Annotated in this window: 24 protein-coding genes; 11 read left to right on the top strand and 13 right to left on the bottom strand. The window is 39.4% G+C overall.

What is annotated here, in order from left to right:
- Positions 1 to 360 precede the first annotated feature (360 nt).
- Complete coding sequence (locus FTU29_RS10505) at positions 361 to 1,323, bottom strand: M20/M25/M40 family metallo-hydrolase (RefSeq protein ID WP_373423611.1); 963 nt, start codon at positions 1,321 to 1,323, stop codon at positions 361 to 363.
- A gap of 152 nt (positions 1,324 to 1,475) precedes the next feature.
- On the opposite strand from FTU29_RS10505, the gene rlmH reads away from it, so the two are divergent.
- The 3 genes from rlmH to FTU29_RS10490 all read left to right on the top strand — a co-directional run bounded on the left by rlmH (position 1,476) and on the right by FTU29_RS10490 (position 3,817).
- Positions 1,476 to 1,958 (top strand): 23S rRNA (pseudouridine(1915)-N(3))-methyltransferase RlmH, encoded by a 483-nt coding sequence (rlmH, locus tag FTU29_RS10500; RefSeq protein WP_078189858.1) that lies wholly within the window; start codon positions 1,476 to 1,478, stop codon positions 1,956 to 1,958.
- Between the two features lie 137 nt (positions 1,959 to 2,095).
- Positions 2,096 to 2,872, top strand: coding sequence for a dioxygenase (locus tag FTU29_RS10495; protein WP_180011833.1), 777 nt, complete (start codon positions 2,096 to 2,098; stop codon positions 2,870 to 2,872).
- A gap of 168 nt (positions 2,873 to 3,040) precedes the next feature.
- Complete coding sequence (locus FTU29_RS10490; protein WP_180024147.1) at positions 3,041 to 3,817, top strand: META and DUF4377 domain-containing protein; 777 nt, start codon at positions 3,041 to 3,043, stop codon at positions 3,815 to 3,817.
- Positions 3,818 to 4,434: 617 nt separating this feature from the next.
- On the opposite strand, the gene gdhA is transcribed toward FTU29_RS10490, so the two are convergent.
- Complete coding sequence (gene gdhA / locus FTU29_RS10480) at positions 4,435 to 5,781, bottom strand: NADP-specific glutamate dehydrogenase (protein WP_227591817.1); 1,347 nt, start codon at positions 5,779 to 5,781, stop codon at positions 4,435 to 4,437.
- A gap of 330 nt (positions 5,782 to 6,111) precedes the next feature.
- Here gdhA and FTU29_RS10475 point away from each other — a divergent pair, with 330 nt between their 5' ends.
- A complete protein-coding gene (locus FTU29_RS10475; protein WP_180107594.1) occupies positions 6,112 to 6,906 on the top strand; it encodes an RnfABCDGE type electron transport complex subunit B in 795 nt (264 codons plus the stop codon).
- 2 nt (positions 6,907 to 6,908) lie between these two features.
- The gene (nth, locus tag FTU29_RS10470) at positions 6,909 to 7,598 is read left to right on the top strand and encodes an endonuclease III (protein ID WP_180121734.1); all 690 of its coding nucleotides are present in this window, start codon (positions 6,909 to 6,911) and stop codon (positions 7,596 to 7,598) included.
- A 56-nt stretch (positions 7,599 to 7,654) separates the two neighbouring features.
- Here the strand turns inward: nth and FTU29_RS10465 are convergent, their stop codons facing one another.
- The 4 genes from FTU29_RS10465 to FTU29_RS10450 form a co-directional block, all read right to left on the bottom strand.
- Positions 7,655 to 7,849: a hypothetical protein gene (locus tag FTU29_RS10465; RefSeq protein ID WP_180121733.1), complete on the bottom strand. Its 195-nt coding sequence runs from the start codon at positions 7,847 to 7,849 to the stop codon at positions 7,655 to 7,657.
- Between the two features lie 86 nt (positions 7,850 to 7,935).
- Positions 7,936 to 8,595 (bottom strand): adenylate kinase, encoded by a 660-nt coding sequence (gene adk, locus FTU29_RS10460; RefSeq protein ID WP_180121732.1) that lies wholly within the window; start codon positions 8,593 to 8,595, stop codon positions 7,936 to 7,938.
- Between the two features lie 84 nt (positions 8,596 to 8,679).
- Complete coding sequence (locus FTU29_RS10455; protein WP_218948322.1) at positions 8,680 to 9,996, bottom strand: hypothetical protein; 1,317 nt, start codon at positions 9,994 to 9,996, stop codon at positions 8,680 to 8,682.
- Between the two features lie 64 nt (positions 9,997 to 10,060).
- Entirely contained in the window at positions 10,061 to 10,579 is a 519-nt protein-coding gene (locus tag FTU29_RS10450) for a hypothetical protein (protein ID WP_078192958.1), read from the bottom strand.
- Positions 10,580 to 10,813: 234 nt separating this feature from the next.
- Here FTU29_RS10450 and mrdA point away from each other — a divergent pair, with 234 nt between their 5' ends.
- Positions 10,814 to 12,856, top strand: coding sequence for a penicillin-binding protein 2 (gene mrdA / locus FTU29_RS10445; protein WP_180121730.1), 2,043 nt, complete (start codon positions 10,814 to 10,816; stop codon positions 12,854 to 12,856).
- 3 nt (positions 12,857 to 12,859) lie between these two features.
- Positions 12,860 to 13,411, top strand: a complete 552-nt coding sequence (rsmD, locus tag FTU29_RS10440) for a 16S rRNA (guanine(966)-N(2))-methyltransferase RsmD (protein WP_078189870.1) — start codon at positions 12,860 to 12,862, stop codon at positions 13,409 to 13,411.
- 56 nt (positions 13,412 to 13,467) lie between these two features.
- Here rsmD and FTU29_RS10435 read toward each other — a convergent pair whose 3' ends face one another.
- Positions 13,468 to 13,950 carry a hypothetical protein gene (locus tag FTU29_RS10435; RefSeq protein ID WP_180121728.1) on the bottom strand — a complete coding sequence of 161 codons (483 nt, stop codon included), beginning with the start codon at positions 13,948 to 13,950 and terminating at the stop codon, positions 13,468 to 13,470.
- 199 nt (positions 13,951 to 14,149) lie between these two features.
- Here FTU29_RS10435 and FTU29_RS10430 point away from each other — a divergent pair, with 199 nt between their 5' ends.
- Together FTU29_RS10430 and FTU29_RS10425 are read left to right on the top strand one after the other, a co-directional pair.
- Positions 14,150 to 14,887 (top strand): sulfite exporter TauE/SafE family protein, encoded by a 738-nt coding sequence (locus FTU29_RS10430; RefSeq protein WP_180121726.1) that lies wholly within the window; start codon positions 14,150 to 14,152, stop codon positions 14,885 to 14,887.
- A 190-nt stretch (positions 14,888 to 15,077) separates the two neighbouring features.
- Positions 15,078 to 15,407: a hypothetical protein gene (locus FTU29_RS10425; protein WP_180121724.1), complete on the top strand. Its 330-nt coding sequence runs from the start codon at positions 15,078 to 15,080 to the stop codon at positions 15,405 to 15,407.
- A gap of 94 nt (positions 15,408 to 15,501) precedes the next feature.
- On the opposite strand, the gene FTU29_RS10420 is transcribed toward FTU29_RS10425, so the two are convergent.
- Complete coding sequence (locus FTU29_RS10420; RefSeq protein WP_171262613.1) at positions 15,502 to 16,080, bottom strand: 1-acyl-sn-glycerol-3-phosphate acyltransferase; 579 nt, start codon at positions 16,078 to 16,080, stop codon at positions 15,502 to 15,504.
- A gap of 280 nt (positions 16,081 to 16,360) precedes the next feature.
- Between FTU29_RS10420 and FTU29_RS10415 the strand changes: the two genes are divergently transcribed.
- A complete protein-coding gene (locus FTU29_RS10415) occupies positions 16,361 to 16,843 on the top strand; it encodes a copper resistance protein NlpE (RefSeq protein WP_180121722.1) in 483 nt (160 codons plus the stop codon).
- 94 nt (positions 16,844 to 16,937) lie between these two features.
- Here the strand turns inward: FTU29_RS10415 and FTU29_RS17455 are convergent, their stop codons facing one another.
- Positions 16,938 to 18,824 carry a YadA C-terminal domain-containing protein gene (locus FTU29_RS17455; protein WP_257226919.1) on the bottom strand — a complete coding sequence of 629 codons (1,887 nt, stop codon included), beginning with the start codon at positions 18,822 to 18,824 and terminating at the stop codon, positions 16,938 to 16,940.
- 511 nt (positions 18,825 to 19,335) lie between these two features.
- Here FTU29_RS17455 and FTU29_RS10405 point away from each other — a divergent pair.
- Complete coding sequence (locus FTU29_RS10405) at positions 19,336 to 19,710, top strand: hypothetical protein (protein WP_111885656.1); 375 nt, start codon at positions 19,336 to 19,338, stop codon at positions 19,708 to 19,710.
- A 426-nt stretch (positions 19,711 to 20,136) separates the two neighbouring features.
- Here the strand turns inward: FTU29_RS10405 and groL are convergent, their stop codons facing one another.
- The 4 genes from groL to FTU29_RS10385 form a co-directional block, all read right to left on the bottom strand.
- Positions 20,137 to 21,771: a chaperonin GroEL gene (groL, locus tag FTU29_RS10400; RefSeq protein WP_078192965.1), complete on the bottom strand. Its 1,635-nt coding sequence runs from the start codon at positions 21,769 to 21,771 to the stop codon at positions 20,137 to 20,139.
- A gap of 73 nt (positions 21,772 to 21,844) precedes the next feature.
- Positions 21,845 to 22,135, bottom strand: coding sequence for a co-chaperone GroES (groES, locus tag FTU29_RS10395; RefSeq protein ID WP_078192966.1), 291 nt, complete (start codon positions 22,133 to 22,135; stop codon positions 21,845 to 21,847).
- 183 nt (positions 22,136 to 22,318) lie between these two features.
- Positions 22,319 to 23,104 (bottom strand): metallophosphoesterase, encoded by a 786-nt coding sequence (locus FTU29_RS10390; RefSeq protein ID WP_180121720.1) that lies wholly within the window; start codon positions 23,102 to 23,104, stop codon positions 22,319 to 22,321.
- Entirely contained in the window at positions 23,085 to 24,023 is a 939-nt protein-coding gene (locus tag FTU29_RS10385) for a diacylglycerol kinase family protein (RefSeq protein ID WP_180121718.1), read from the bottom strand. Before FTU29_RS10385 ends, FTU29_RS10390 begins: the two co-directional genes overlap by 20 nt.
- Positions 24,024 to 24,258 lie beyond the last annotated feature (235 nt).

Below are 24,258 nucleotides of genomic sequence, written 5' to 3'. Positions count from 1 at the left end.
TTCATGCTTTCAACTAAATATTCGAAAAATTTCATTCAAATCCTTCGCTATGACAAGACTCAAGACAACAGCTACAACTTTTGATTGGATTACTATTTCAAATTCGACATCAAGATCAATAATAGCCAATAAGAAAGTCTTACAAAATTTGAATGCTATTACTTGAAATATCGCCCTCTATCCCACATATATAGTAGAGAGATATACGCGCTGTATGTTTCTTTATTGGTTCCAATCACGTCTAAAAGCGTGATGATCATTGGAACAAGATGGTCATCTACATCTCCAGGTAGATGACCTTTTATCGCAGTCCACAGGCTTTCGGGGCTGCGTTTTTTATGTCATGTTTTTAAAGACATGCTATTTCAAATTTAATATGGTTTTCACCAAACCATCGATCACTTGAGCCATTTTGTCTAAGTTTAATTTATCCAAGGTATCTTGCTCGGTGTGATAGTGCTTATTACGATAAAATGCCGTATCAGTGATCATCATCGCTGGCATATCAAATTGCCAATAATTCATATGGTCTGAAAAATCCACACCCTGAATAAATGAAGGTGAAATCAAGCGCTCACATTGTAGTTGCTTCAAAGACTCCATCGCCGCACAATACGATGAGGTTAAGTCACGAGACTGAATATTCCCCACCGATGCAATAAAATTCGTATGAGATGGATAAATCCATTTCAGTCCAACTGGATAATCTTGAGTGACTTTGGGATCAAAATAACCAATCATTTCCAGAATATACACACCTGAAATTTTATCCTTTTCCTTTGCTACCGATTTTGCATGGATAAAACTGCCCATCGACTCTGTTCTAAAATATGGCGGTTCTTCGAGGGTATAAAATACAAACTCAATATTTTGTTTTAAACGCGCTTTTTCAGCCGAAAGAATCCGAGCAGCTTCGAGTACACCTGCAACGCCAGAAGCATTATCATCGGCGCCATGCTGCTCCTCAAATACATCGTAGTGCGCACCAACGATCACTCGGTTGCTATGCCCTGCATTTAAGGGACAGACCACATTACGGTATGGCTGGCTGTTTACGGTATAGGTTTGAAAACGACAATTCACACCAAATAAACGCATCTGCTCACGAATCCAAGCAGACACCCGGTTTAACTCTTGAATGTTCTTATAGTTACGATATTCAGCTTCATTACCAATAATTTGTTCTAAATAGACTTTTAAATTATCTGGTTCAGCGGTTCTAATATTGTTGGCATACGCCGCAAATGAACACCATGCAAAAATTGAAAGCATTGCTGCTTGCTTGAGCAAAAATAATTTACCGTCCTGCCATGTTTTTTTCATTGTTATTATTCCAATTTTCATCTTTGATCTAATCTGTTTATGCTGCGTATTTAAACAGCAAGCAGAACACGATTTCAATTGCAAATTGTGTCTAAACATACAAAGCGCAAGCGAACCGTTATAATGCTCTTTTGTATACTTTCAGGCGCTGTATGAAAATTCGTATTCTGACAATCGGTCAAAAAATGCCAGCATGGGTTCTGACGGGTTTTGAAGATTATTTCAAACGTATTCAGCCATTTGTTCAAACGCAAATTATTGAACTGCCTATGGCTAAACGTGGCAAGAACGACTCAGAAGCCGACATTTTAAAATACCGTCAAATTGAAGGTGACAGCATTTTAAATGCCATGAAATCGAATGAAGTGCTGATCGCCTTAGAAGTCGGTGGTCGAGAGTTCAGTACCGAAAAACTAGCTGAAACCATGAAAGGTTGGATGCTTGAAGGCAATGATGTGGTTTTAGCCATTGGTGGGCCAGATGGACATTCTGAAGCAGTACGTAAAGCTGCAGCATGGCATTGGTCTTTGTCTAAACTAACTTTGCCGCATCCAATGGTTCGTGTCATGCTCATCGAACAGCTATACCGTGCAATGAGTATTAATCATAATCACCCTTACCATCGTGCGGGTTAATCCGAACTGACATCCAGCGTATACAGCAATTACAGCGTTGCAACAATGAAACAAACCGTTGAAATTATCCGAATTGTTACGCTGAATAATTTAGTGCATGATCATCATATTCCTTTAAACAACCAGCGGCGACCGCGATGAATTTACAAACACTTCCAGGTTTATTTATTTCCCATGGCTCACCTATGCTTGCCATCAATCCTGAGCAAGTCGGTCCTGCGTTGGAACGTTTAAGCCTGAATCTTCCAAAACCTGAAGCCATTGTTATCATGTCAGCACATTGGGAAAGTAACGCACTAGAAGTAAGTACCAGTGCCCGTCCTGAAACTTGGCATGACTTCCGTGGTTTCCCTGCGGAACTTTATGATATTCGTTATCCAGCACCGGGTAACCCAGAGCTTGCAGAAGAAATCCTTCATTTGCTTGCCAATGCAGGATTATCGGCACATGCCAACAGCACTCGTCCACGCGATCATGGCGTTTGGATGCCGTTATTGCATATGTATCCTGATGCCGACATTCCTGTAATTGAAATATCACTGCCGATGACCATGTCTGCGCAAGAGATCTATAAAATTGGACAAACGCTTGCACCTTTACGTGACAAGCAAATCCTGTTGATTGGATCGGGCAGTATTACTCATAACTTACGTGAATTGGCTTGGGATGGACGTGCAGCAGCCGTGCCTGAATGGGCGTCTACATTCCGTAATTTTGTGGTCAATAAGCTCACCCATCAAGATTTTGATGCAGTTCTCGATTGGCAAAATATCCCGTTTGTACAACGTAACCATCCGACCATTGAACATTTTGCACCCATCTTCTTTGCGATGGGTGCAGGCCCTCGCTTCTCTATTGTTCACAGTAGCTTTAGTATGGGTTCACTGGGTATGGATATTTATCGTTTTGATTAAACGTGAATAAAACGAAATAGTTTGACTTATTCATAATTTATATTAATAAGTTAACAAATTATTATTTATGGATACATTTTGCTACTTATTTGAGCTGAATGTATTCATATTTTTTTAAAATGAATGGGTTATGCTACAGGCTGAAATTCACTTAGAACAGTTAGCGTAATGAAATTAAAATATTTAGCGATCGCCCTCTTCCCTTTAGCCCTTGCAGCATGTCAATCAAGCGATATCCAAAAAGCTGGAGATTTAGCCGTGAGCGTATTACAACAACAAAATGCTGATAAAACTTTAGCTTCATATCAATGGAGCACCACCACTGAAAATGCGCCAAAACCTTTGGTTTTAAATTTTCTAGAAAATGGCACTTTGGGTATTTCAACCAGCTGTAATAGCATGTCAACCCAATGGAAAGTGGAACACAATACACTTGTAACAGGCAACATTGCATCTACCATGATGGCGTGTCCTGATCATGCGATGAAACAAGAAGGACTTGCATCTTCACTCTTTAGTGACCGTAAAGCACCTTTTGTTTTAAATACTACAGATCCACAAAATCCAACGTTAACCATTATCTCTGCAACAGGTGAGAAACTGGTGTTCACTGGAAAATTAACACCTGAAACCCAATATAACTCACAAGGCGAAACGATTTTCCTTGAAATCAGTCCTGAAACTAAACAATGTACAGGCGTTGCTCCACAAACTTGTTTGCAAGTACGTGAAGTGAAGTACGATGAAAAAGGCCTAAAAACACAAGTTGATAAAGACTGGACCTTATTTTACGATCAAATTGAAGGCTTTAAGCACACTCCTGCAGAACGCCAAATTATTCGCGTAAAACGTTTTGAACGTAAAAACCCTGCTGCTGACCAATCAAAATATGCCTATATTTTTGATATGTCAGTCGAACGTGAAGCCGTAAAAGGTACGTTGTAAGTTACAGCCGATAAAAAACCGAGGCTTGAGCCTCGGTTTTTTTATATCTACACAACCGCAAACGCTGATTGGATATGCATAGTATTCAAATCACGATGTACTGTTCAGCCAACGCTTTAGCGATGTTAATCTAAAGCTACTTCTTGCAAATTACTGAATTCATCCTGACGAATCGCAATCAACAGACAGATATTTTTAAGTATACAGCGAATTACCCATTGACGCGATTTTGAAGCAGAACAATTAGCTCAAAAGACGTGGGTTCTCGTAGAGAATAAGGCTCTACCCGCCCAAATAACTCTCACATTCAACAATGTCCGTATGACATTTTTTTAGAGGCTGTAATCGCATTGGCCGCAATTATGTTGTTGAAAAGCATACTTTGCGTTTTACCGGAGATATAGGGAGTACTCTGACGTTCTGCACACAGTTACATCAGCTAGGGCTTCATATTAAACGTTTGCTCGACCAACCCTTAAATTTTCACTTCAGTGTTATGGATAGCGAAATCCAACTTACCCTGATGAGCACTAATTAACAATTCAATATATTCCAAAACATTAAGCCATAAAAAACCGAGGCAGAAGCCTCGGTTTTCAGTTCAACTTACGGAGAACTTAGTAAACGCCTTGAGCAAGCATTGCGTCAGCAACTTTTACGAAACCTGCAATGTTCGCACCGTTTACGTAGTTCACAGTACCATCTTCTTCAGTACCGTATTTCACGCAGTTGCGGTGAATTTCTTTCATGATCGCGTGTAGACGCTCGTCAACTTCTTCGAAAGTCCAACCCAAACGAATTGCGTTTTGAGACATTTCAAGACCAGAAGTTGCAACACCACCCGCATTCGATGCTTTACCTGGTGCATAAAGAATTTTCGCTTCAACGAATTTCTCAACTGCAGCCAAAGTAGATGGCATGTTTGCGCCTTCAGCAACACAGATTACGCCATTAGCAAGAAGAGCTTCAGCATCAGCTTCATCTAATTCATTTTGAGTTGCACATGGCAGCGCGATATCACATTTGATTGACCAAGGGCGTTGACCTTCTAAATATTCAAAACCGTGCTTAGATGCAAATTCAGAAATACGGCCACGCTTAACGTTTTTCAATTCCATTACTTCAGCAAGAAGTTCAGTTGTGAAACCGTCTTTTACGTATACAGTACCTGCTGAGTCTGAAAGTGAAACCACTTTCGCACCCAAGTACATTGCTTTTTCAGCAGCGTATTGTGCAACGTTACCAGAACCCGAAATCGTTACAACTTTATCTTTAAAGCTGTCGCCACGAGTTTTCAGCATTTCCTCAGCGAAATACACAGTACCGTAACCAGTTGCTTCAGGACGTGCAAGTGAACCACCGAAAGTTAAACCTTTACCAGTGAACACACATGCTGTGTCATTGCTTAATTTTTTCATCATACCAGCCATGTAGCCCACTTCACGGCCACCTACACCGATGTCACCCGCTGGGATGTCAGTGTTAGAACCAAGATGACGGTATAACTCGATCATTAATGCTTGACAGAAACGCATAATTTCGCCTTCAGATTTACCTTTAGGGTCAAAATCTGAACCACCTTTACCACCACCCATAGGAAGTGTAGTTAAGGCATTTTTGAAAGTTTGTTCAAAACCTAAGAATTTAAGAATTGAAAGGTTCACTGATGGATGGAAACGCATACCACCTTTGAATGGACCAATTGCTGAGTTGTATTGAACACGGAAAGCACGGTTAACTTGAGTTTGACCTTTGTCATCTACCCATGAAACACGGAACTGAATTGCACGCTCAGGCTCAACAAGACGTTCTAGCAAACCGTAGTCAGCATATTGTGGGTTCTTTTCGATGAATGGCCAAAGGCTCGTCATCACTTCTTCAACAGCTTGAAGAAATTCAGGTTGATGTTCATCACGTGTTTTAACGTAGTCTAGGAAGTCGTTAAGGCTGTTATATTTCAACACTTAATCCTCAGCAGATGTATGGATCAAAATTGATCACAATTTTGATCAAAGATATATTTTGGCGCAAAATATTAAATATCTTTTGTAACTAATCAGCAATAGTTTTTTTAAAAAATCTTTAAATTCTTTAAAGAACAGCGATTTAAATTGATTACTCAGATATTTTAGTTATAAATATTATTACTTTTAGGAATATTTTAATGAATTATTTTGCTCATTTATGATGCATCTATAGACCCATTTTTGCGCACAGCAATTCATACTGAAACATGCTAGAATTCAACGTCCTCTTTGATTTTTCTCTGCCTTCATTTGTACTCGCGACTACCCATGACTTCTGAAATTTCCCTCATCCAACAAATTGATGCCCTATTGCCACAAACTCAATGTGGACTTTGTGGACACCGAGACGGCTGCTTACCCTATGCCAAAGCCATCAGTGAAGGAGAAGAAGCCAATAAATGTATACCCGGTGGTCAACCTGTAGCAGATTCACTAGCAGCGTTATTAAATCGTCCACACTTAACAGCAGAAGCCAGCGTTTGGCCAATCCAAAGTGATGGGCGCCCGCAACGGGTTAAAGCTGTGATTCGTGAGGATGAATGTATTGGTTGTACCAAATGTATTAGTGCCTGCCCTGTTGATGCCATTATTGGCTCAGGCAAATTGATGCATACCGTCTTGACGGATTTATGTACGGGCTGCGAACTCTGCATTCCACCTTGTCCAGTGGATTGTATCGACCTTGTTGAAGAGCTTGATCAAGTGCCATCTGAAGCCGTTCGAATCGCAGAACAGAATGATTTACGTCGCCGCTACTATGCACATATTCAGCGTGAGGAAAAGCGCCGAATTCATCGTAAAGGCCCTATTGTACGCGCAGAAATTGATACGGAACTTTTTGCCCAATTTTCGACCCAGACAGACTCAGTACCGGTCATTGAAGTCGTGGAAAAACCTGCTACGCCAGTCGTTCAACTCGATGCAAAAACCACCATTGAACTTGCAAAAATTCGAACACAAATCAAAAAGTTAGAAAAACAACTGAGTGTTCGAGACGATGCAAAAAAACGTGAATTACTCCATACGCTAACGTTACAACTAACACAACTGCAAGGGGCTTAATCATGGCTGTTAAAAACATGACTAAGAAGCAAATTCAAACTTTTTTTGAACGCTTACGTGAGCAACGCCCCAACCCGAAAACTGAACTCAATTATAGTAGTCCATTTGAACTTTTAGTGGCTGTTACCCTATCTGCTCAGGCCACAGATGTCAGTGTCAACAAAGCCACAGATAAACTTTTTCCAGTAGCAAATACTCCTAAAGCTATTTATGCGTTAGGTGTTGACGGACTGAAGGAATATATCAAGACCATTGGCCTGTATAACTCAAAAGCGGAAAATGTCATTAAAGCCTGCAAGATTCTCATTGAGAAGCATAACAGTATCGTTCCGAATAATCGTGCAGATTTGGAAGCCTTACCCGGTGTCGGTCGTAAAACTGCAAATGTGGTGCTGAATACTGCTTTTGGTCAACCAACCATGGCCGTTGATACGCATATTTTTCGTTTAGGTAATCGTACAGGATTGGCTGTCGGCAAAAATGTTTTGGAAGTCGAACACCGACTCGTGAAAGTCATCCCCAAAGAGTTTATTGTTGATTCACATCATTGGTTGATTTTGCATGGGCGTTATACCTGTATTGCCCGCAAACCCAAATGTAATGAATGCATCGTGTCTGATGTATGTAATTGGCCCGACCGTTTTGACTTTGGCGCATTAAGACCGATTAAAACCACCCAAATTGAAGATTAATCTCTTCAATTTCGGGGTAGATCGAATTTGTAAGAATCAATTGATCGAGTTGATGCTTAATTTTTATCTTGTTCTTTTTTTTTATCAAGCTCTTGCTGCAGCTTTGGATGTAAGCGATATTGCTTCGGGTTCAGTTTAGCTTGCTCTACTTCTTCCACTTGAACCTTACGCAACATTTTAAAGCTGACAAATAATAAGCCCAATAACACCGCCACAGCGATGATGACCATTATAACCAAAGCAAATTTCATAACAGATTCGCCCTAAAAGCCACATAAAAAAAGAGCCCCACTATGCAGTAGGACTCTTTGATTGTCAAAAATTCAAAAAAGTTGAATTATTTAGACTGATCTAAAATCGCGAACAAATCAGTTTGAACTTGATCGATTGGACGAAGACCATTTAATTTGTCATAAGTCGGTGCGTTTTCGCCAGAAGCTGCACGACCTTGGTAGAAACCAACCAATTGCTCAGTTTCAGCGTGGTAAGAACCTAAACGCTTACGAATTGTTGCTTCTTGGTCATCCGGACGTTGAACAAGGTCTTCACCAGTTTCGTCATCTTTACCTTCCACTTTTGGTGGGTTGTAAAAGGTGTGATATACACGACCAGATGCAGGGTGTTGACGACGACCAGATAAACGTTGAACGATTTCTTCGTCAGGTACATCGATTTCAATTACGTGATCGATGCTGATCCCTTCGTTTTCAAGCGCTTCAGCTTGTGGAATCGTACGCGGGAAACCGTCGAAAATGCAGCCGTTGACACAGTCAGGTTGAGCAATGCGTTCTTTTACAAGACCAATAATAAGCTCATCAGATACAAGGCCGCCATTGTCCATGACGCTTTTAGCTTGTAGACCTAATTCAGTACCTTCACGAATCGCAGCACGGAGCATATCACCGGTTGAAATTTGTGGGATATCGTAGCGCTTACAGATCAACTGAGCTTGTGTCCCTTTACCTGCTCCAGGTGGTCCGAGTAATATAATGCGCATAAAAAAACATCCTCATTTTAAACATTGTATATGACGCTATGTAGTGATCTAAACCCAAGATTCAGATCATCTTCCAGCATCTAATTATAAGAAAGCCACAAACAAATGTATTGTACCCGCGATAAAACCGGTTACACCACCCAAGACAATTAAAATCCATTCGTCTTCCTGAAATGCAGGACGTAATAGATTTTGAAATTCTTTCGGTGTTAGCTCACGAATACGGTCTCTAAACATTTGAAAGATTTTCTGTGCACGGCTCGCATTAAACGCAGGGTCGCATACAGGCACCATCGTAATTTCAATTGAGCGATCGATCAAGTCTGTCTTGAGTTTTGCGTACTCTTTTGGACCTAAAGACAACTGTAATGAGGTACGAACCAGTGGAGATTCCATAATTTCATTAATATGACGTTTCACAATGCGACGGGTCTTATCTTTCTTCCCGCCATACATCATTTCGGTCATGATAGATTTTAACGTAATTAGGTCTTCTGTGACTACACTTGCGAATACATCTGAAACTTCTTCTTGGCGTTTCATAAACGCGCCTTGAACATTGTACGTTCCAATACGTGGAATCACAGGTTTAATCCAAGGGAATTTACGATCTTTAGTTAATTCAAATAATTGCAAATACTTAACAGGGTGCGGCTCAATGGGATTAAATACCATCCAGATGGCAATCCAGTTGGTCAAAAATCCCCAGATTGCTGCCCAAAATGGAACCGTCCAATGCCAAGGCACCACAAACCAAACGATCATTTGGAAGATACCAAAGAACATCCCAATCAAGGCACTGATATGCCAAATAAAGTTGATTTCTTTTTGGCCAACTTTAAGGAACATCCGCACCATCAAGAGACGATCCGCTTCCATTTGACTCACCACCATTTCACGCATGTCAACAAGTGACTCTACGTTCATGGTCAGTTCGGTCACGAGTTCTTTTAAGGTATTTGGTAGCTGTTTGTGTGCTTGGGCATAAATACGACGTTTAATCGAATACGGTAGGTTTTCCCAAAGCACCGCATTTCGGTCTAGCATGACTTCATCAATCAAATGTTCAAGCTCAAAGCCAACTTGTTCACCAATGATGCGCGCCATGTCCTCAGGATCCATTGCATCCAAAAACTCGCGCAAGGAACCCAATTTAGACAATGTGTTATCCGTAATAATGCCAGAAATACGTCCAGCTTTTCTTGGCACAATCCCCTGCCATCCCACGGGTAATGGACCTAAATGGAATCCCCAGAAATTAATCGGGTAAAACACCATTTTCAGTGCCATCCAAACGTGTGCCCAGGTAACGAATGCGGTAACGGGGATAATACTCAGCACAGCCCAAAAATCGGGACGTTGCAAAAAGGTTTGCCACAATTCGTTAACGTACTCAAGCATGCATAACTTCCATATTTAATTTTATTCAGTGAGTGCGGTTATAAAATAAAGTTGATTATTTTCACTACAAACCAAAACTTAAAGTATATGAGATTTGTAGTCTCGGTTCGGTTTCCACAATCACATTACCTGATTTGTCTTCTAATTTTTCACCCGCACCCAAGCCTACACTAAACGTACTAATACGCTCGGCACTCAACATCACATAAGCAAGATCGATACCACCACCTAAACGCGCTTCATCTTCACCATCTACTTTCTTGGAGTCGATGTGGCCCGCATAAGCTCCGATATAATAACCATTTTTATCTTTGCCAGTGAAATGAACGGGGTAACGAAAGCCGACTTGCCCACCAGGTGTTTTATCATCGTTCAAGAAAACACCAGCTTTTGCATAGGCAATGCCATATGGGTTTACCCACTCACCATTCACGTGAATAATTTTTTGAGTAAAACCTGCTCCAACATTCCATGGTTGATAACCCTTACCTGTTAACTTTGCCTCAGGTAAAAATGAATTGTCATTGGCATGTGCGATGCTTCCGAGCATCATAAATGCAAGCAATGGATATAATTTATTCATTGTTTTCACAAACTTCCTTAGTATTATTTTTTGGAATATTCCTTTTTTATACGTTTCGACTTTAGCAGAATAATATGAACTGTTATACACAAAGCCCCATATTTTTCATGTCTGCAAAGTCAAAATATAGACTGCAATCACAGCAGAGTCTTTTTTATTTATCAAAAAAATGTCAGTTGCGCTAGAATATGCCTCTTCCGTTATTTTAGCTCTCAGTCTTTAAGTCGATCGCGTATGAAGCAGCATTATCCTTTAAAAAATGTCCAGCAAGAAAAGCGGATTTATCGTAATCGCGTGGTGATTTCGGTAGGGATTGTCTCCTTCTTTATGCTGTTGCTTGTGGCACGTTATGCATATTTGCAAATCAAGAGTTATGAGACCTTTTCGACTGCGGCAGATCAAAACCGAATTCGACTGCAACCGCTTGCACCCTCACGTGGTTATATCTATGACCGTAATGGTGTGTTATTAGCCGATAATTATCCGGTTTTCTCAGCAACCATGAGTCGTGCGGATGTTGAAGACATTGATGATACGGTAGAGCGCCTAACGCCTCTGTTAGAACTGACTGATGAAGACATCGAACGTTTCAAAAGTCGGATTAAAACCTCTAAAAAGACTGAACGCGTTTCGATTAAACTGAATTTAAATGAAAATGATATCGCCCGTTTTAGTGAGGTGAAATATCAATTCCCGGGTGTCAATATAGAGACCCAAATGACTCGCTACTATCCACATGGCGAACTGTTTGCCCATGTGATTGGCTACGTGGGTCGTATTAATGACAAAGAACTAAAAACGATTGATAAAGATTTATACGCTGGCTCTAACCTGATCGGTAAAATTGGCGTTGAAAAATCATATGAAGAACTTTTACACGGTATGCCGGGAAATGAGTCGGTTGAAGCCGATGCCTTTGGTAATGTGTTACGACATCTAGGTCGTAAAGATCCGATTCGTGGTAATGACTTATATTTATCCCTAGATTATGGACTGCAAATGGTCGCGTCAGAGCAGCTTGCAGGTCGACGTGGTGCAATTGTTGCGATTGACCCACGTACTGGAGAAATTCTTGCTCTCGTTTCTAGTCCAAGTTTTAATCCTAACTTATTTGTTACCGGGATTAGCAGCAAAGATTATTCTGAACTGCGTGATAGCCTCGATCAGCCATTATATAACCGTGCCGTGCAAGGGGCTTATCCACCGGGTTCAACGATTAAGCCAATGTTTGGTCTAGGTGGTATTCATTATGGTCTAGTGGATTGGAGTACTGCCATTTCAGATCCGGGCTATTTCACGCTTCCGGGTGACAGCCATCGTTTCCGTGACCACAAAAAAACTGGTCATGGCTCAGTTAATTTACACAAAGCTCAAGTCATTTCCTGCGATACCTACTTCTATGTCTTGTCCTATCGCATGGGCATTGAAAAAATGAATACTTGGATGCGTCAGTTTGGTTTCGGTGAAAAAACCGGTGTAGATTTACCAAGTGAAAGTACGGGGCTATATCCAAATCCTGAATGGAAGCTCCGCACACGGAAGTCCAACTGGCTTAAAGGTGAAACCATTTCTGTCAGTATTGGTCAAGGTGCATTTACAGCAACACCATTACAACTGGCGATGGCGACTGCTATTACCGCCAATCAAGGCTCTCATGTTACACCTCACGTTTTGCGTGAAAGTAAAGGCGCAAAGGTTCATAAAGTTCATAACGCCCCGAATGGTCGCATTCAATTTAATGGTAAGCCAGATGATTGGATTAAAATGCGTGATGCCATGATTGATGTGGTTCAAACTGGGACCGGTCGTGGTATTCGTACCCCAATGTATCAAATCGCAGGTAAAACAGGCACCGCACAGGTTAAAAGTATTGCCCAAGGTAAACGCTATAACGAATCTTTATTGACAGAGCGTCAGCTTGACCATGGTTTATTTGTTGGTTTTGCCCCTGCGGAAAAACCTGAAATTGCCATTGCCGTCGTTTGGGAAAATGGTCGTCACGGTGGTTCGGCTGCTCAAATTGCGAAACCGATGTTTGACTACTGGTTATTAACACGTAAAAAGAATCCAATTCGTCCTGCTAGCCATCAAATTAGCGGTGGTCTCATGACTGCGGGTCTAAAACCGAGTGAGTTGCCAAGTGGCTCGAATATTTTATCAGCCGACCCAAATGCAAGCCCAACAGCTCAGCAGAACAACAGTGCCACTCAACAACCAAATACTGCAAATGCCCAACCTCGTGCTGCCAGTGCCGCACATACAACCGATGAGGAATAATTCATGAAAAATCAATTAAGAATCATTGGTGGTGAATGGAAGCGTCGTCAATTACCTTTTGCCAGTATTGACGGTTTACGCCCTACACCTGACCGTGTCCGCGAGACATTATTTAACTGGCTCATGTGGGATGTTCAAAATGCCAAAGTCCTCGACCTCTGTACAGGTTCAGGTGCTTTGTCATTTGAAGCACTCTCGCGTGGTGCAGCAGAAGCTGTTTTAATTGAACCTGATCGCACCCAAGCGAAATTCCTCATGGACAATTTAGAACTCCTAAGGGTCAGTAAACAACGTGTGCAACTCAAAAACATGACGGCTCAACAAGCCATCCCTAACTTGAAAGATCAATTTGATCTGATTTTCTTAGATCCACCGTATAGTCTTGATTTATGGCAAGAACTTGCTGAATTGGTCGATCCCTGCATTGCAGACAATGGTTTAATTTATATCGAAGCTGACCGTGATCTTGCTCAATTAAAACTCCCAAGCACTTGGCAGCAAATCAAACAAACTAAAGCTGGGACGGTGCGTGCAGGCTTATATAAAAAGGCTTAATGTAAATGCACACAAAAAAGGACGTCAATGCGTCCTTTTTTATTACTTGAAAATCGTTAAACCTGTGGTCGAAGTGGACGCTGGCTGTTAAATCCACCCGGGGTTTTAGCTTTATCCACGGGCGTCACTTTAGGACGTTGTTGCTGTGGTTTTTGCTGCTGGGGCTTGCTTGTATTGGGTTTAGCTGGCGTCTGAGGCTTTGTGCTTGGACGCTGCACATTTGACGGATGCTGAGATGAAGAATTGTGTACATTCGGTTTATGCGCATTTGGTTTATATATATTGTCTGGACGGTTATTCGAATTCGGTCGTGGTGAGTTTGGTCGATGTTGCGGGCTATTCATTCGACCATATGAACGGTCATAACGCTGACTTGAGTCATAGCTCTGTCCGTATGAACCACCATATTGACCTGAATAACCATATTGATTTGCATAACCGTATCGATTCGATTGGTATCGGCCATCATCAAATGGCGCCACGACACACCCTGTACATGTAACTGCAACCACAGATAGCAAAGCAACTTGTTTAAGCATGTGTAGCACTCGTCTTTGATGAAGAGCATTTTCAATTATCGAAATGAATTCAATCGGAAGTCTGTGTACATATGCTGTATTTAAACATTCATGTTTTATTCATGGTTTGACATCCAATTTTGCTACATTTGCTCAGTCAGCCACATTTATATAGAAAAATTCACTACAATAGTGCCACGTATTACAAAGCTGTAATTTAATGACTTGGCTGATTTTTATTCTTGGTGCCATCTTTGCGGGATTCGTACAAGGATTAACAGGGTTTGCATTCGCCCTTATCGCAATGTCATTTTGGGTTTGGATACTCCCCCCACAAATAGCCGCACCCTTGGTGGTCTGCGCTTCAGTTTATAGCCACTTCATTTCATTATCATCAGAACGTAAAAGCATTCCGATCAATAAAAAAATCATTTATCCCTATTTAATTGCAGGAATTTTAGGTGTACCGCTCGGTACCTATTTATTAGACAGCATTAATCCAGATACATTTAAATTGGTTTTGGGCGCTTTTTTAATGTTTTGGTGCCCAATTTTATTTTTTAATCCAAAATTTTCATTCATCCAAAAGACAGGGAAATGGGCGGATTCTAGTATCGGATATATTGCTGGAATCTTGGGTGGTCTTGGAGGCTTTTGTGGTGCATTACCCTCTGCATGGCTCATACTGAAAAATACACCCAAAGCAGAACAACGCTATATTTTGCGACATTTCAATTTAGCTATTCAGCTCGTCACACTCATTAGCTATCTGCTACAAGGGATCATCCATCGTGAACATCTGCCCTATTTAGCCGTGCTGTTGGTAATTATGGCTTTCCCAGTGATTTTTGGTGCCAAACTTTTTTATCGTATTTCAGAAAGCCAATTTAAGCATATCGTATTAGGGCTATTATTTTCTTCAGGCTGCTTCTTGGTGACAATGAGTATCTTAATCTGATAACTCAAAACCTAAAGATATTTATCCAAATCTTTCTAGAAAATCCCCTTCTCAGTTAGATATTCACATCTTGTAACAATGACACAGTTCACATTTAAATAAAAATTAGCCAAATGGTAAAAAAGTAATTAATTTTTCTGACGAAAATTAATAGAATATTGCACCTCATAATTTTGCTTAAAATAAAACCATGAAAATGTTCATCCTGCTTGCAGGTGTGACTCTGCTTAGCGGCTGTATGTTTGGCACGTCCAGCGAAATTAAAAAAGCTGAAAAACTACTCTCCCATTTTCAATGCAATAATATTGAAAGTTCACATATGACTCATAGCTCGATTACAACTTTCCATGAAGAAAAACTAGCATCAAGCAAACAAAAAGTCGTGTCTTATATCGATAGCTATAAGCAAGGCGAAAAATTATTTCGTATTCCGCTCATCGATGTGGTTGACCAGCAATACATTATTTATAAGGCGGCATGTCAAAATCTGGGCGGTATCCATCCCGACTTTAATGATTAAAATCAATATAAAAATCTAAACAGAAGAATCTAAATAGAAGAATCTAAACATAAAAAAGGACAGCCGATGCTGTCCTTTTTTTTGGATTGTTGGATTAGTGATAGCGTGTATCGACACTGAATTTTTCAGGAAATTTGGCATGTATTTGCGCATAAAAATCCATGATTTCAGCCATATCTTTTTCATAATCACCTGTAGGATAAACAATTTTACCCACACCCGTTTTTTTCTGCGCATAGTCCATATAGGCTAAAGCAATCGGCACACCTGCTTGCATGGCAACATGATAAAAACCAGTTTTCCACTTCTCTTGTTTGGCGCGTGTCCCTTCTGGCGTCACCAACATGACCAATTTAGGATGATGCTTAAATAAGTCTGCCATAAGCTCAACCATACTTTGACGAGCTTCACCATCTTGTTTTGGACGACGATTAATACCAATTCCGCCCATGGCACGTACAAAAGGCCCAAACGGAAATTTCATATAACTGTCTTTAATCGTGATACGAACATTTACCCCTAAAGCTTTCAGGGCAAGGCGTGCATAAAGTGCATCCCAATTACTGGTATGTGGCGCTGCAATCATGACACATTGGTCGATATTTAAATCCCAATGGTTATCAATTTGCCACCCCATTAAGTTCAGACTTTTTTCCGCTGTTTTTTCAAACACAATTTGCACCGACAGTTTTTTCTATGCCGCAGAGTTTAACAACGCAAAATAATTATAAAAGCCTATATTGTTCAGTTATTCACCAATTAATATATAAATGTCCTTTAGCGTTCACTTTTAGGTAAATCGCCAATATTTCACTATTTACGAATTTTAAAAATCAAATGTCTGTTTTGATGTATTAACCAAACACACAATTGTTAACAGGAATAGGCTATTTTTCTTGAGCAATAAAAGTCACGCTTAGCATTATATTGGGTACATACGGTGTATAAATCTCATGAAAAAACTAATGCTCGCTCTCTGTATGGTCAGTGCAACCTTAACGGCATGTTCAAAAACCAGCAATGAATCTGAAACTGCGACACCACCAGATAATAATGTCATTGCCAATACAGACGCAGCCTCAGAAAGTCCGATTGCTACAGGTGATAACACCGAAAATGCACTTGATTGGGCGGGTGAATATAAAGGAATTCTGCCTTGCCATGATTGCAAAGGGATTGAAACTGAGCTTGAACTCAAACTCGATAAAAGCTATGAGCTTAGCCAAGAGTTTTTAGGTAAGCCTGCAAACACTGAAAATAAAGTAAAAGGCCGTTTTAAGTTTTTGCCAGATCAACCTGGGATGATTCAACTTGATGCCCAAGGTGACAATCGAATTTATTTTGTAGGTGAAAACTTTATTGAGCTTCGTGGTGATAAAGGTGAAAAATTGGAAATGCCTGAATTAAATTTACAGCTCACTAAAAAGCTTGATTAGCGTTTTATTTAACATTTGTAGTCATATATTAATCATAAAAAATCCCCGCAAAAGCGGGGATTTTTTGTTTAATCCAAATGTATTAACGGGTTAATTATTTTCCGCCAAATACATAAGAAAGACCTACACGACCACCAACTTCGCTACCACCTGCAACACCGATTGCAGCGCTAAGTGAAGTACGGCCATCAGCAAATACGCTTGCAACACCTAGAGCACCAGCAGATTCACCTTCGTAGTGACCAACACCACCAAATACTGCAAATTGGCCAGCACCGATGTTAGGAATTTGTTGTTGTGCAGCTAATGCAATTGCAACACCACGGTAAGCAGTTTCTTCAACTTCGTTTACACGTGAATTTAATTGATCAACACGTGAATTTAAATTAGCAGCAGTAGTATTGAATTGAGTTAAACGAGCGTCAACTTCAACAATTTTAGTGTCTACTTCAGCAACTTTAGCATCGATAGCTTCTGTTGCTCCTGCTACAGCTGTATCAACTGATGATTTGATACCTTCAACAATACTTACACCACCGATTTGATAATCTGCAGCATTGATTACGCCAGTTGTATTAATACCACCTGCTGTAATTTCAGTTTTTTGTGTACCAGTAGCATCAGTTTTTACAACTTCAGTACCATATTTGTTAGAACCGTCGGCATTTTTACCAATTACACCTGAAGCAACATACTGTTCAGTACGAGTACCTTCAATTTCCGCACGATCGCTATAAACTGCATCGATATCCGTGGTATTTGCACCAGCAGTAGTAATACCTGCTTGGATATTTGTTTGTTGCTCTTTATAATTTGATTCGCTATAACGAACTTGCTGACTTGTTACAGTATTATGTACTTTAGAGATGATAAATTCACCAGAAGTATCTTGTGCTGTACCAGTTTTGATATGAGAACCTGCTGTTGGAGCAGCACCAGTATAAGCGATTAAATCACCTGAAGCTGTTAGCTCATAGAAAGATGGTTCTACATCTTTATCATCATTATAAACTTCAACAACAGTTTTACCATTTGCTAAGTCATATTGACGTGTTTTTTGAACAGCTGATTGTGTTGGATTAACAGCAACCTGACTAACAATACTGCCATCAGTCATTAACACACCTTTATTAGCAAGATCTGCCAATGCAATACCATTACCAGTTAACATCGTAACTTTATTGTTATCACGCGCACTAACACCATAGATGTTTTTAGAAGGATCTAATTCACCAGATGCATTTACACCACCAGTATTTGCTAAAATACCTGTTTGTACATAACGCACGTCATTAACCACACCACTATTAGCTGGGAAGAGGCCTGTTACAGTCTGAATTGTACCATCTGGTGCAATAATTGTACCATTAACACCACCAGCATTTTCTAAAGTAGCACCTTGATAACCATAAAGAACATGCTCACCATTCAAAACTTTATTTTCAAAGCCAACTACATCTGTAGATGCTGTAGTACCGGCAATTTTACCACCTTTTTCAAGGGTATCTACATCAACAGTACCTTTGTATTCTTTTAGAGTACCATCTGCTTCAACTGTATAGTAACCAGTATAAGCACCCGTTACAGGGTTTTGGAAGCGGAAGATTTCAGTTGTCCCACTTGTATATTTGAACACATCATATTGTACTGAGGTGCCAGGATTAGTTGTGTTTGTTAATTCTTGAGAGCCTAAATCAACACCTACAATATTGTTTACATCATTAACAATGACACTTACTTCTGGTAAATAATCATTAGCATATGCATCTACATAACCAAGAGATTGGTCATAGGTAGCAATCGCACCATAAACTGGAGCTTGAACCAAGCCTTCAAATTTTGTTGTAGGATCTTGATAAATTGCTTTATCACTTACCAAGTTTTCTGTCACTTGCACAGGATTAGCTGGAACTACCGCAGCATTAGCTGATACCGCTGCTACTGCAAGACTAGCTGCTAAAAGTGTCTTTTGAAATTTCATACAAATTCCTTCAATTTTTATAAAAAGACTGGTAGACCCTAGGATGATGTTTACCAGCGAAACTTTTACGAATGCGTACTTATCGTCTGGAGAATCCGCAATTCATAGCCAACCGCCCCTGCGGTGCTGTGGCAATAATATACAAAATGAAACATTAATATCAATCAAAATTTGATTTATTTTTAAATAAAAAATATTTTAATTCTTTTTTTTATACAAAAAATACTATAAATTATTGTTTTTTTGATATTTTTTATATAATACAATTAATATTAAAGAATTATATTTCCTTTAACTATTACCCTTTAATCAATCAATATTTGATTACTAGTAAACACATATCGTTTATTCTTCCTTACAAAAAATTACTCTTATTTATCAATAATTAGACGAAAAATGATTGTTATTTATTTGGCTATTTTCTACAATTGACATTTGAATTTACCGAACTCTTATCGACATTCTGTTACATTTAAGAGTCCTTAATTATTGTAAGCAGAATCAATGAAATATGAGTAATCTACAAGAAAAGTTAGCTTTTAGTGAACGCTTGAAACAGGCACTAATAGATTCAAATCACCCTATTAGCCCAACTTATTTATCAAAAGAGTTTAATCATAGATATGATGGTACTCCTGTTTCAGTGCAATCGGCAAATAATTGGTTATTAGGTAAAGCGATTCCAAATCAAGATAAACTGGCTATTCTTTCTATTTGGCTCAATGTCACTAGCCAGTGGTTACGCTTTGGCGACAACACATTAGGATCATCCAATCTTGAGTCAAACGATCAATCAGAACTTGATTATTTTTTAAAATTTCGGACATTGAATGCAAGTCAAAAACAAATCATTAAAGATCTAATTGACCAATTCATTCAGAGATAGAAGTATCTTTATTCAATAATTTTAAATATTTTTTATTTTCAACTTCGTAATAATTAATTCTCTCTTCATAGTCACGTATTGTCTTATAAAGCATCTGTAACTCTTTTTTACTCACGAGAATTTTTTCACAATTGGGATCGAATACTTTTGAATGTTTATTCATACATTTTATTCGCTTACCGTCTTGATTTATCATTGCTATTCTTATAAAGAACATATTGATAAAATCATAAATTAAAATTTTAAATATTCCAATATATAAATCATACAAATCAATAACAATTTCTTATTCTCAATATAAAAAATAAAAATGATCATATGTTTTACATTAATTTGCCTAATGTTATTCAGATTAATACAAAATTACAACATACATCACAAAAAAACCCTGCAAAATGCAGGGTTTTTTATTTAGCAGTAATTAGCTTACATCATACCGCCCATGCCACCCATACCGCCCATATCAGGCATAGCAGGTTTATCTTCTGGGATTTCAGTAATCATACATTCAGTTGTAAGCATTAAGCCCGCAACAGATGCAGCATGCTCAAGCGCAGAACGTGTTACTTTAGCTGGGTCAAGAATACCCATTTCTAACATATCGCCATACTCTGAAGTCGCAGCGTTATAACCGAAGTTACCTTCACCGTTTTTCACAGCATTGATTACAACTGATGGCTCATCACCAGAGTTTGCAACGATTTGACGAAGTGGCGCTTCAATTGCACGACGTAAAATGTTAATACCTACATTTTGGTCATCGTTAGCACCAGACACACCTTCAAGTGCTTTTGCAGCACGTACAAGTGCAACACCACCACCTGCTACAACACCTTCTTCAACTGCAGCACGAGTTGCATGAAGTGCATCGTCAACGCGATCTTTCTTCTCTTTCATTTCAACTTCAGTTGCAGCGCCGATTTTGATTACAGCAACACCGCCTGCCAATTTAGCAACGCGTTCTTGAAGTTTTTCTTTGTCGTATTCTGAAGTTGATTCTTCAATTTGAGCACGAATTTGAGTTACACGTTCAGCAATTTGCTCTGCAACACCTGCACCATCAACAATTACTGTGTTTTCTTTAGAAACAGTAACTTTATGCGCTGTACCTAAGTGCTCAAGTGTAGTTTGGTCTAAAGACATACCAACCTCTTCAGAAACTACAGTCGCGCCAGTTAAAATCGCGATGTCTTGAAGCATCGCTTTACGACGATCACCAAAACCAGGTGCTTTAACAGCACAAACTTTGATAATGCCACGCATGTTGTTTACAACAAGAGTTGCAAGTGCTTCACCTTCAACATCTTCAGCAATGATAAGAAGCGGTTTACCTGTTTTAGCAACAGCTTCAAGTACAGCAATTAATTCGCGGATGTTGCTGATTTTTTTATCAACAAGAAGAATGTATGGGTTTTCAAGTTCAGCTGTTAGTGTATCTTGCTTGTTTGCAAAGTACGGGCTGATGTAACCACGGTCAAACTGCATACCCTCTACAACATCTAGAGAATCTTCAAAGCCTGAACCCTCTTCAACTGTAATTACACCCTCTTTACCAACTTTTTCCATTGCTTGAGCAATAAGTTTACCAACAGTGGTGTCAGAGTTCGCAGAAATAGAACCTACTTGTTCAATCGCTTTAGAGTCAGATGCAGGTTTTGCAGTCGCTTTAATTTCAGCAACTACAGCTTTAACCGCGATGTCGATACCGCGTTTAAGATCCATTGGGTTCATACCCGCAGTTACTGATTTAATCCCTTCATTAAGGATTGCTTGTGCAAGAACAGTTGCAGTTGTTGTACCGTCACCCGCGATGTCGTTGGTTTTTGAAGACACTTCACGAACTAGCTGAGCGCCCATGTTTTCAAACTTGTCTTTTAACGTGATTTCTTTAGCAACAGAAACACCATCTTTAGTGATGTGCGGTGCACCGAAAGAACGGTCGATGACAACGTTACGGCCTTTAGGACCTAAAGTCACTTTTACAGCATCTGCAAGTACATTTACACCCGCGATCATTTTTGAACGCGCTGAATCACCAAATTTTACGTCTTTAGCTGACATGTCTAACTCCGAATCTTTTTAAAATTTTTAACAATTTATGATGAATAAAAGGGTCTAAATGCGTGTACGAAACTTAAGCTTCAAGTACCGCTAAGATGTCAGACTCTTTCATAATAAGAAGCTCTTCGCCTGCTACTTTTACTTTTGTACCGGCATAAGTGCCAAACAATACGTTGTCACCAACTTTAACGTCTAATGCACGTACGCCATTGTCAGTTACTTTGCCATTACCTACAGCGATTACTTCGCCTTGAGCAGGTTGTTCAGCTGCTGAAGTACTTAAAATAAGACCACCAGCAGTTTTAGTTTCCTTTTCAACACGGCGAATCACAACGTTGTCATGCAAAGGACGAATATTGCTCATAGTTAACTCCAGACTAAGTCTATTTACTAGATAAAAGACGATGACATTTTGATTTCCGTAAGCCATCGACAAAAAATAATTTAGATGACACTTTTGTGGGGATGGAAAAAAACCCTTCAAGGGCAAAATTTAATTTTTTTCATTTTTTTGTATTTTTTTTCTTCAAAATTTAAATTTAAAGGATTAAAGCTCATCCAAAATATGAGTACTAAGATTTTCTTCGAATATTTTCAACTTTGAATGATAAAAATAATGCTGCACATTCATCTGCTCATCAATGACATTAAAACTGTTGGCAAGGTTATCGTGTAGGCGATATGACGTTGCAGTTCCAGCATGAATATCCCAAACTGGATGCGCAGCACCTAAAGCATAAATCTGATTGAGGTCATAGCTGGCTGGAACATGTAAATGTCCATGCAATAAACCATTTAAACCGTGTTGACTCCACTGTTCGAGTGCCAAACGCCCTTGAACAGGACAATCTTTCACACCATGCGGGTCATTGGGCGGCGTATAAAAAGGTTGATGCGCTATGATTAATTTCACTTTATTGGGCGGCGCATGTTTAAGTAAATCATCAACATAATGTATTTGCTCGAGCGATACATGCCCTCGCGTATGGTAACGACGACGAATACTATTGATCCCAATTAAATAAAAATGCTCGGTTTCCAGTACATTTTCCATGGCACCAAAAAAAAGTTGATAACGTGCAAAAGGGCTAAAAACACGGTTCCATAAATGATATAGCGGAATATCATGATTCCCCGGCACAACGATATATGGCAAATTTAAGCTTTCTAAAAATTGCTTACATGCATAAAACTGACGATAACGCGCACGTTGGGTCAAGTCTCCACTGGCAACCACGGCCTCGATACGCTGTTCACGACAAAATTGCTGAATAGCGCGCATACACTCTGGCTTTTCAGTGCCGAAATGCAGATCAGACAGATGCAGTATCATGTGGCACCCGTATCTTTAAGGCTTGTTTTTGCACTCGAATTTTAAGCGGCGGTTTCATTTCTACAATCTCACCATCCACAGCAACGGTCATTTTTTTTCGTTGGGTATGTATTGTGACTTCATCAGCGGCAAAACTATACACATCTGGTGCATTGTCGATATTGCCACGGATCAATTGCCATAAAATTTTAAATAACGTTTTCTTATCACTTTTTGCGACAACCACACCTGCAACTTTACCTGCCTCTGCATCTTTAGCGATTTGCAAGTTTAAATCGGCCAATTGCAATTGATTATTGCCAAAAAAGATCAAGGGCGTTTTGACTGGATAAATATGATGATCCACTTCTACTTCCAATTTCAGCTCTTTACGATCTCGAATCAGCACATCCAAACCTGAGGTATAAGCATGCAATGGGAAACGCCCAAACTTTTGATTATAAAATTCTCTTTTTTGTATAAATAAAGGATACAAGCCCAAACTGGCATTGTTTAAATAGATATGTTCATTGATTTGCGCCACGTGCACCTGTCGATTATTGCCTGTCGCAATCACCTGTGCCGCTTGAATTAAATCAAGAGGAATATTAAGGACGCGCGCCACATAGTTAAATGTGCCTAAAGGTAAGATCCCCATAGGAATATCGGTATGCATTAACTGATGTGCAACAGCATTTAAGGTTCCATCACCACCTGCTGCAACGACAACACCCAAATTATCAGGGTCTTGATGGCGCGCAAACACCTTGCTCATTAAAGTATCAAAACTCGCTTCCTGCCCAAGCTCAAATGACTGTATTTCGAAATTATGATCGGATAATATCCGCACAAGTTCCTCGTAGACTTCATCTTTATTTGCAGCATGAAATCCTGATTTTTTATTATAGATAATAGATAAAGGCTTGGCTTGTTTAATCACTTTTTATACATCTTGGCCGCTTAGTATTGTATTTTGTCGAATTTAACAGCAAATAATAGCGCCTTTATGTAAAAATCGAATTACCACCATTTATTTAATCAATAATAATTCTCAAATATCAATTACATGCAACTTTTTGTTTTTATTAAAAATAACTATATAAAATATTGTCCATCACGTTAATAAATAAAGTGAAAATTCACCACTTAATATGTTAAGTTATTGTATTTTATCT

The organism is Acinetobacter sp. YH12086, assembly GCF_013419345.1.
In the GTDB taxonomy this organism is placed as follows: Bacteria; Pseudomonadota; Gammaproteobacteria; order Pseudomonadales; family Moraxellaceae; genus Acinetobacter; species Acinetobacter amyesii.
Note: the sequence above shows the minus strand (reverse complement) of the source record. Positions and strands in the feature narration are given on the sequence as shown.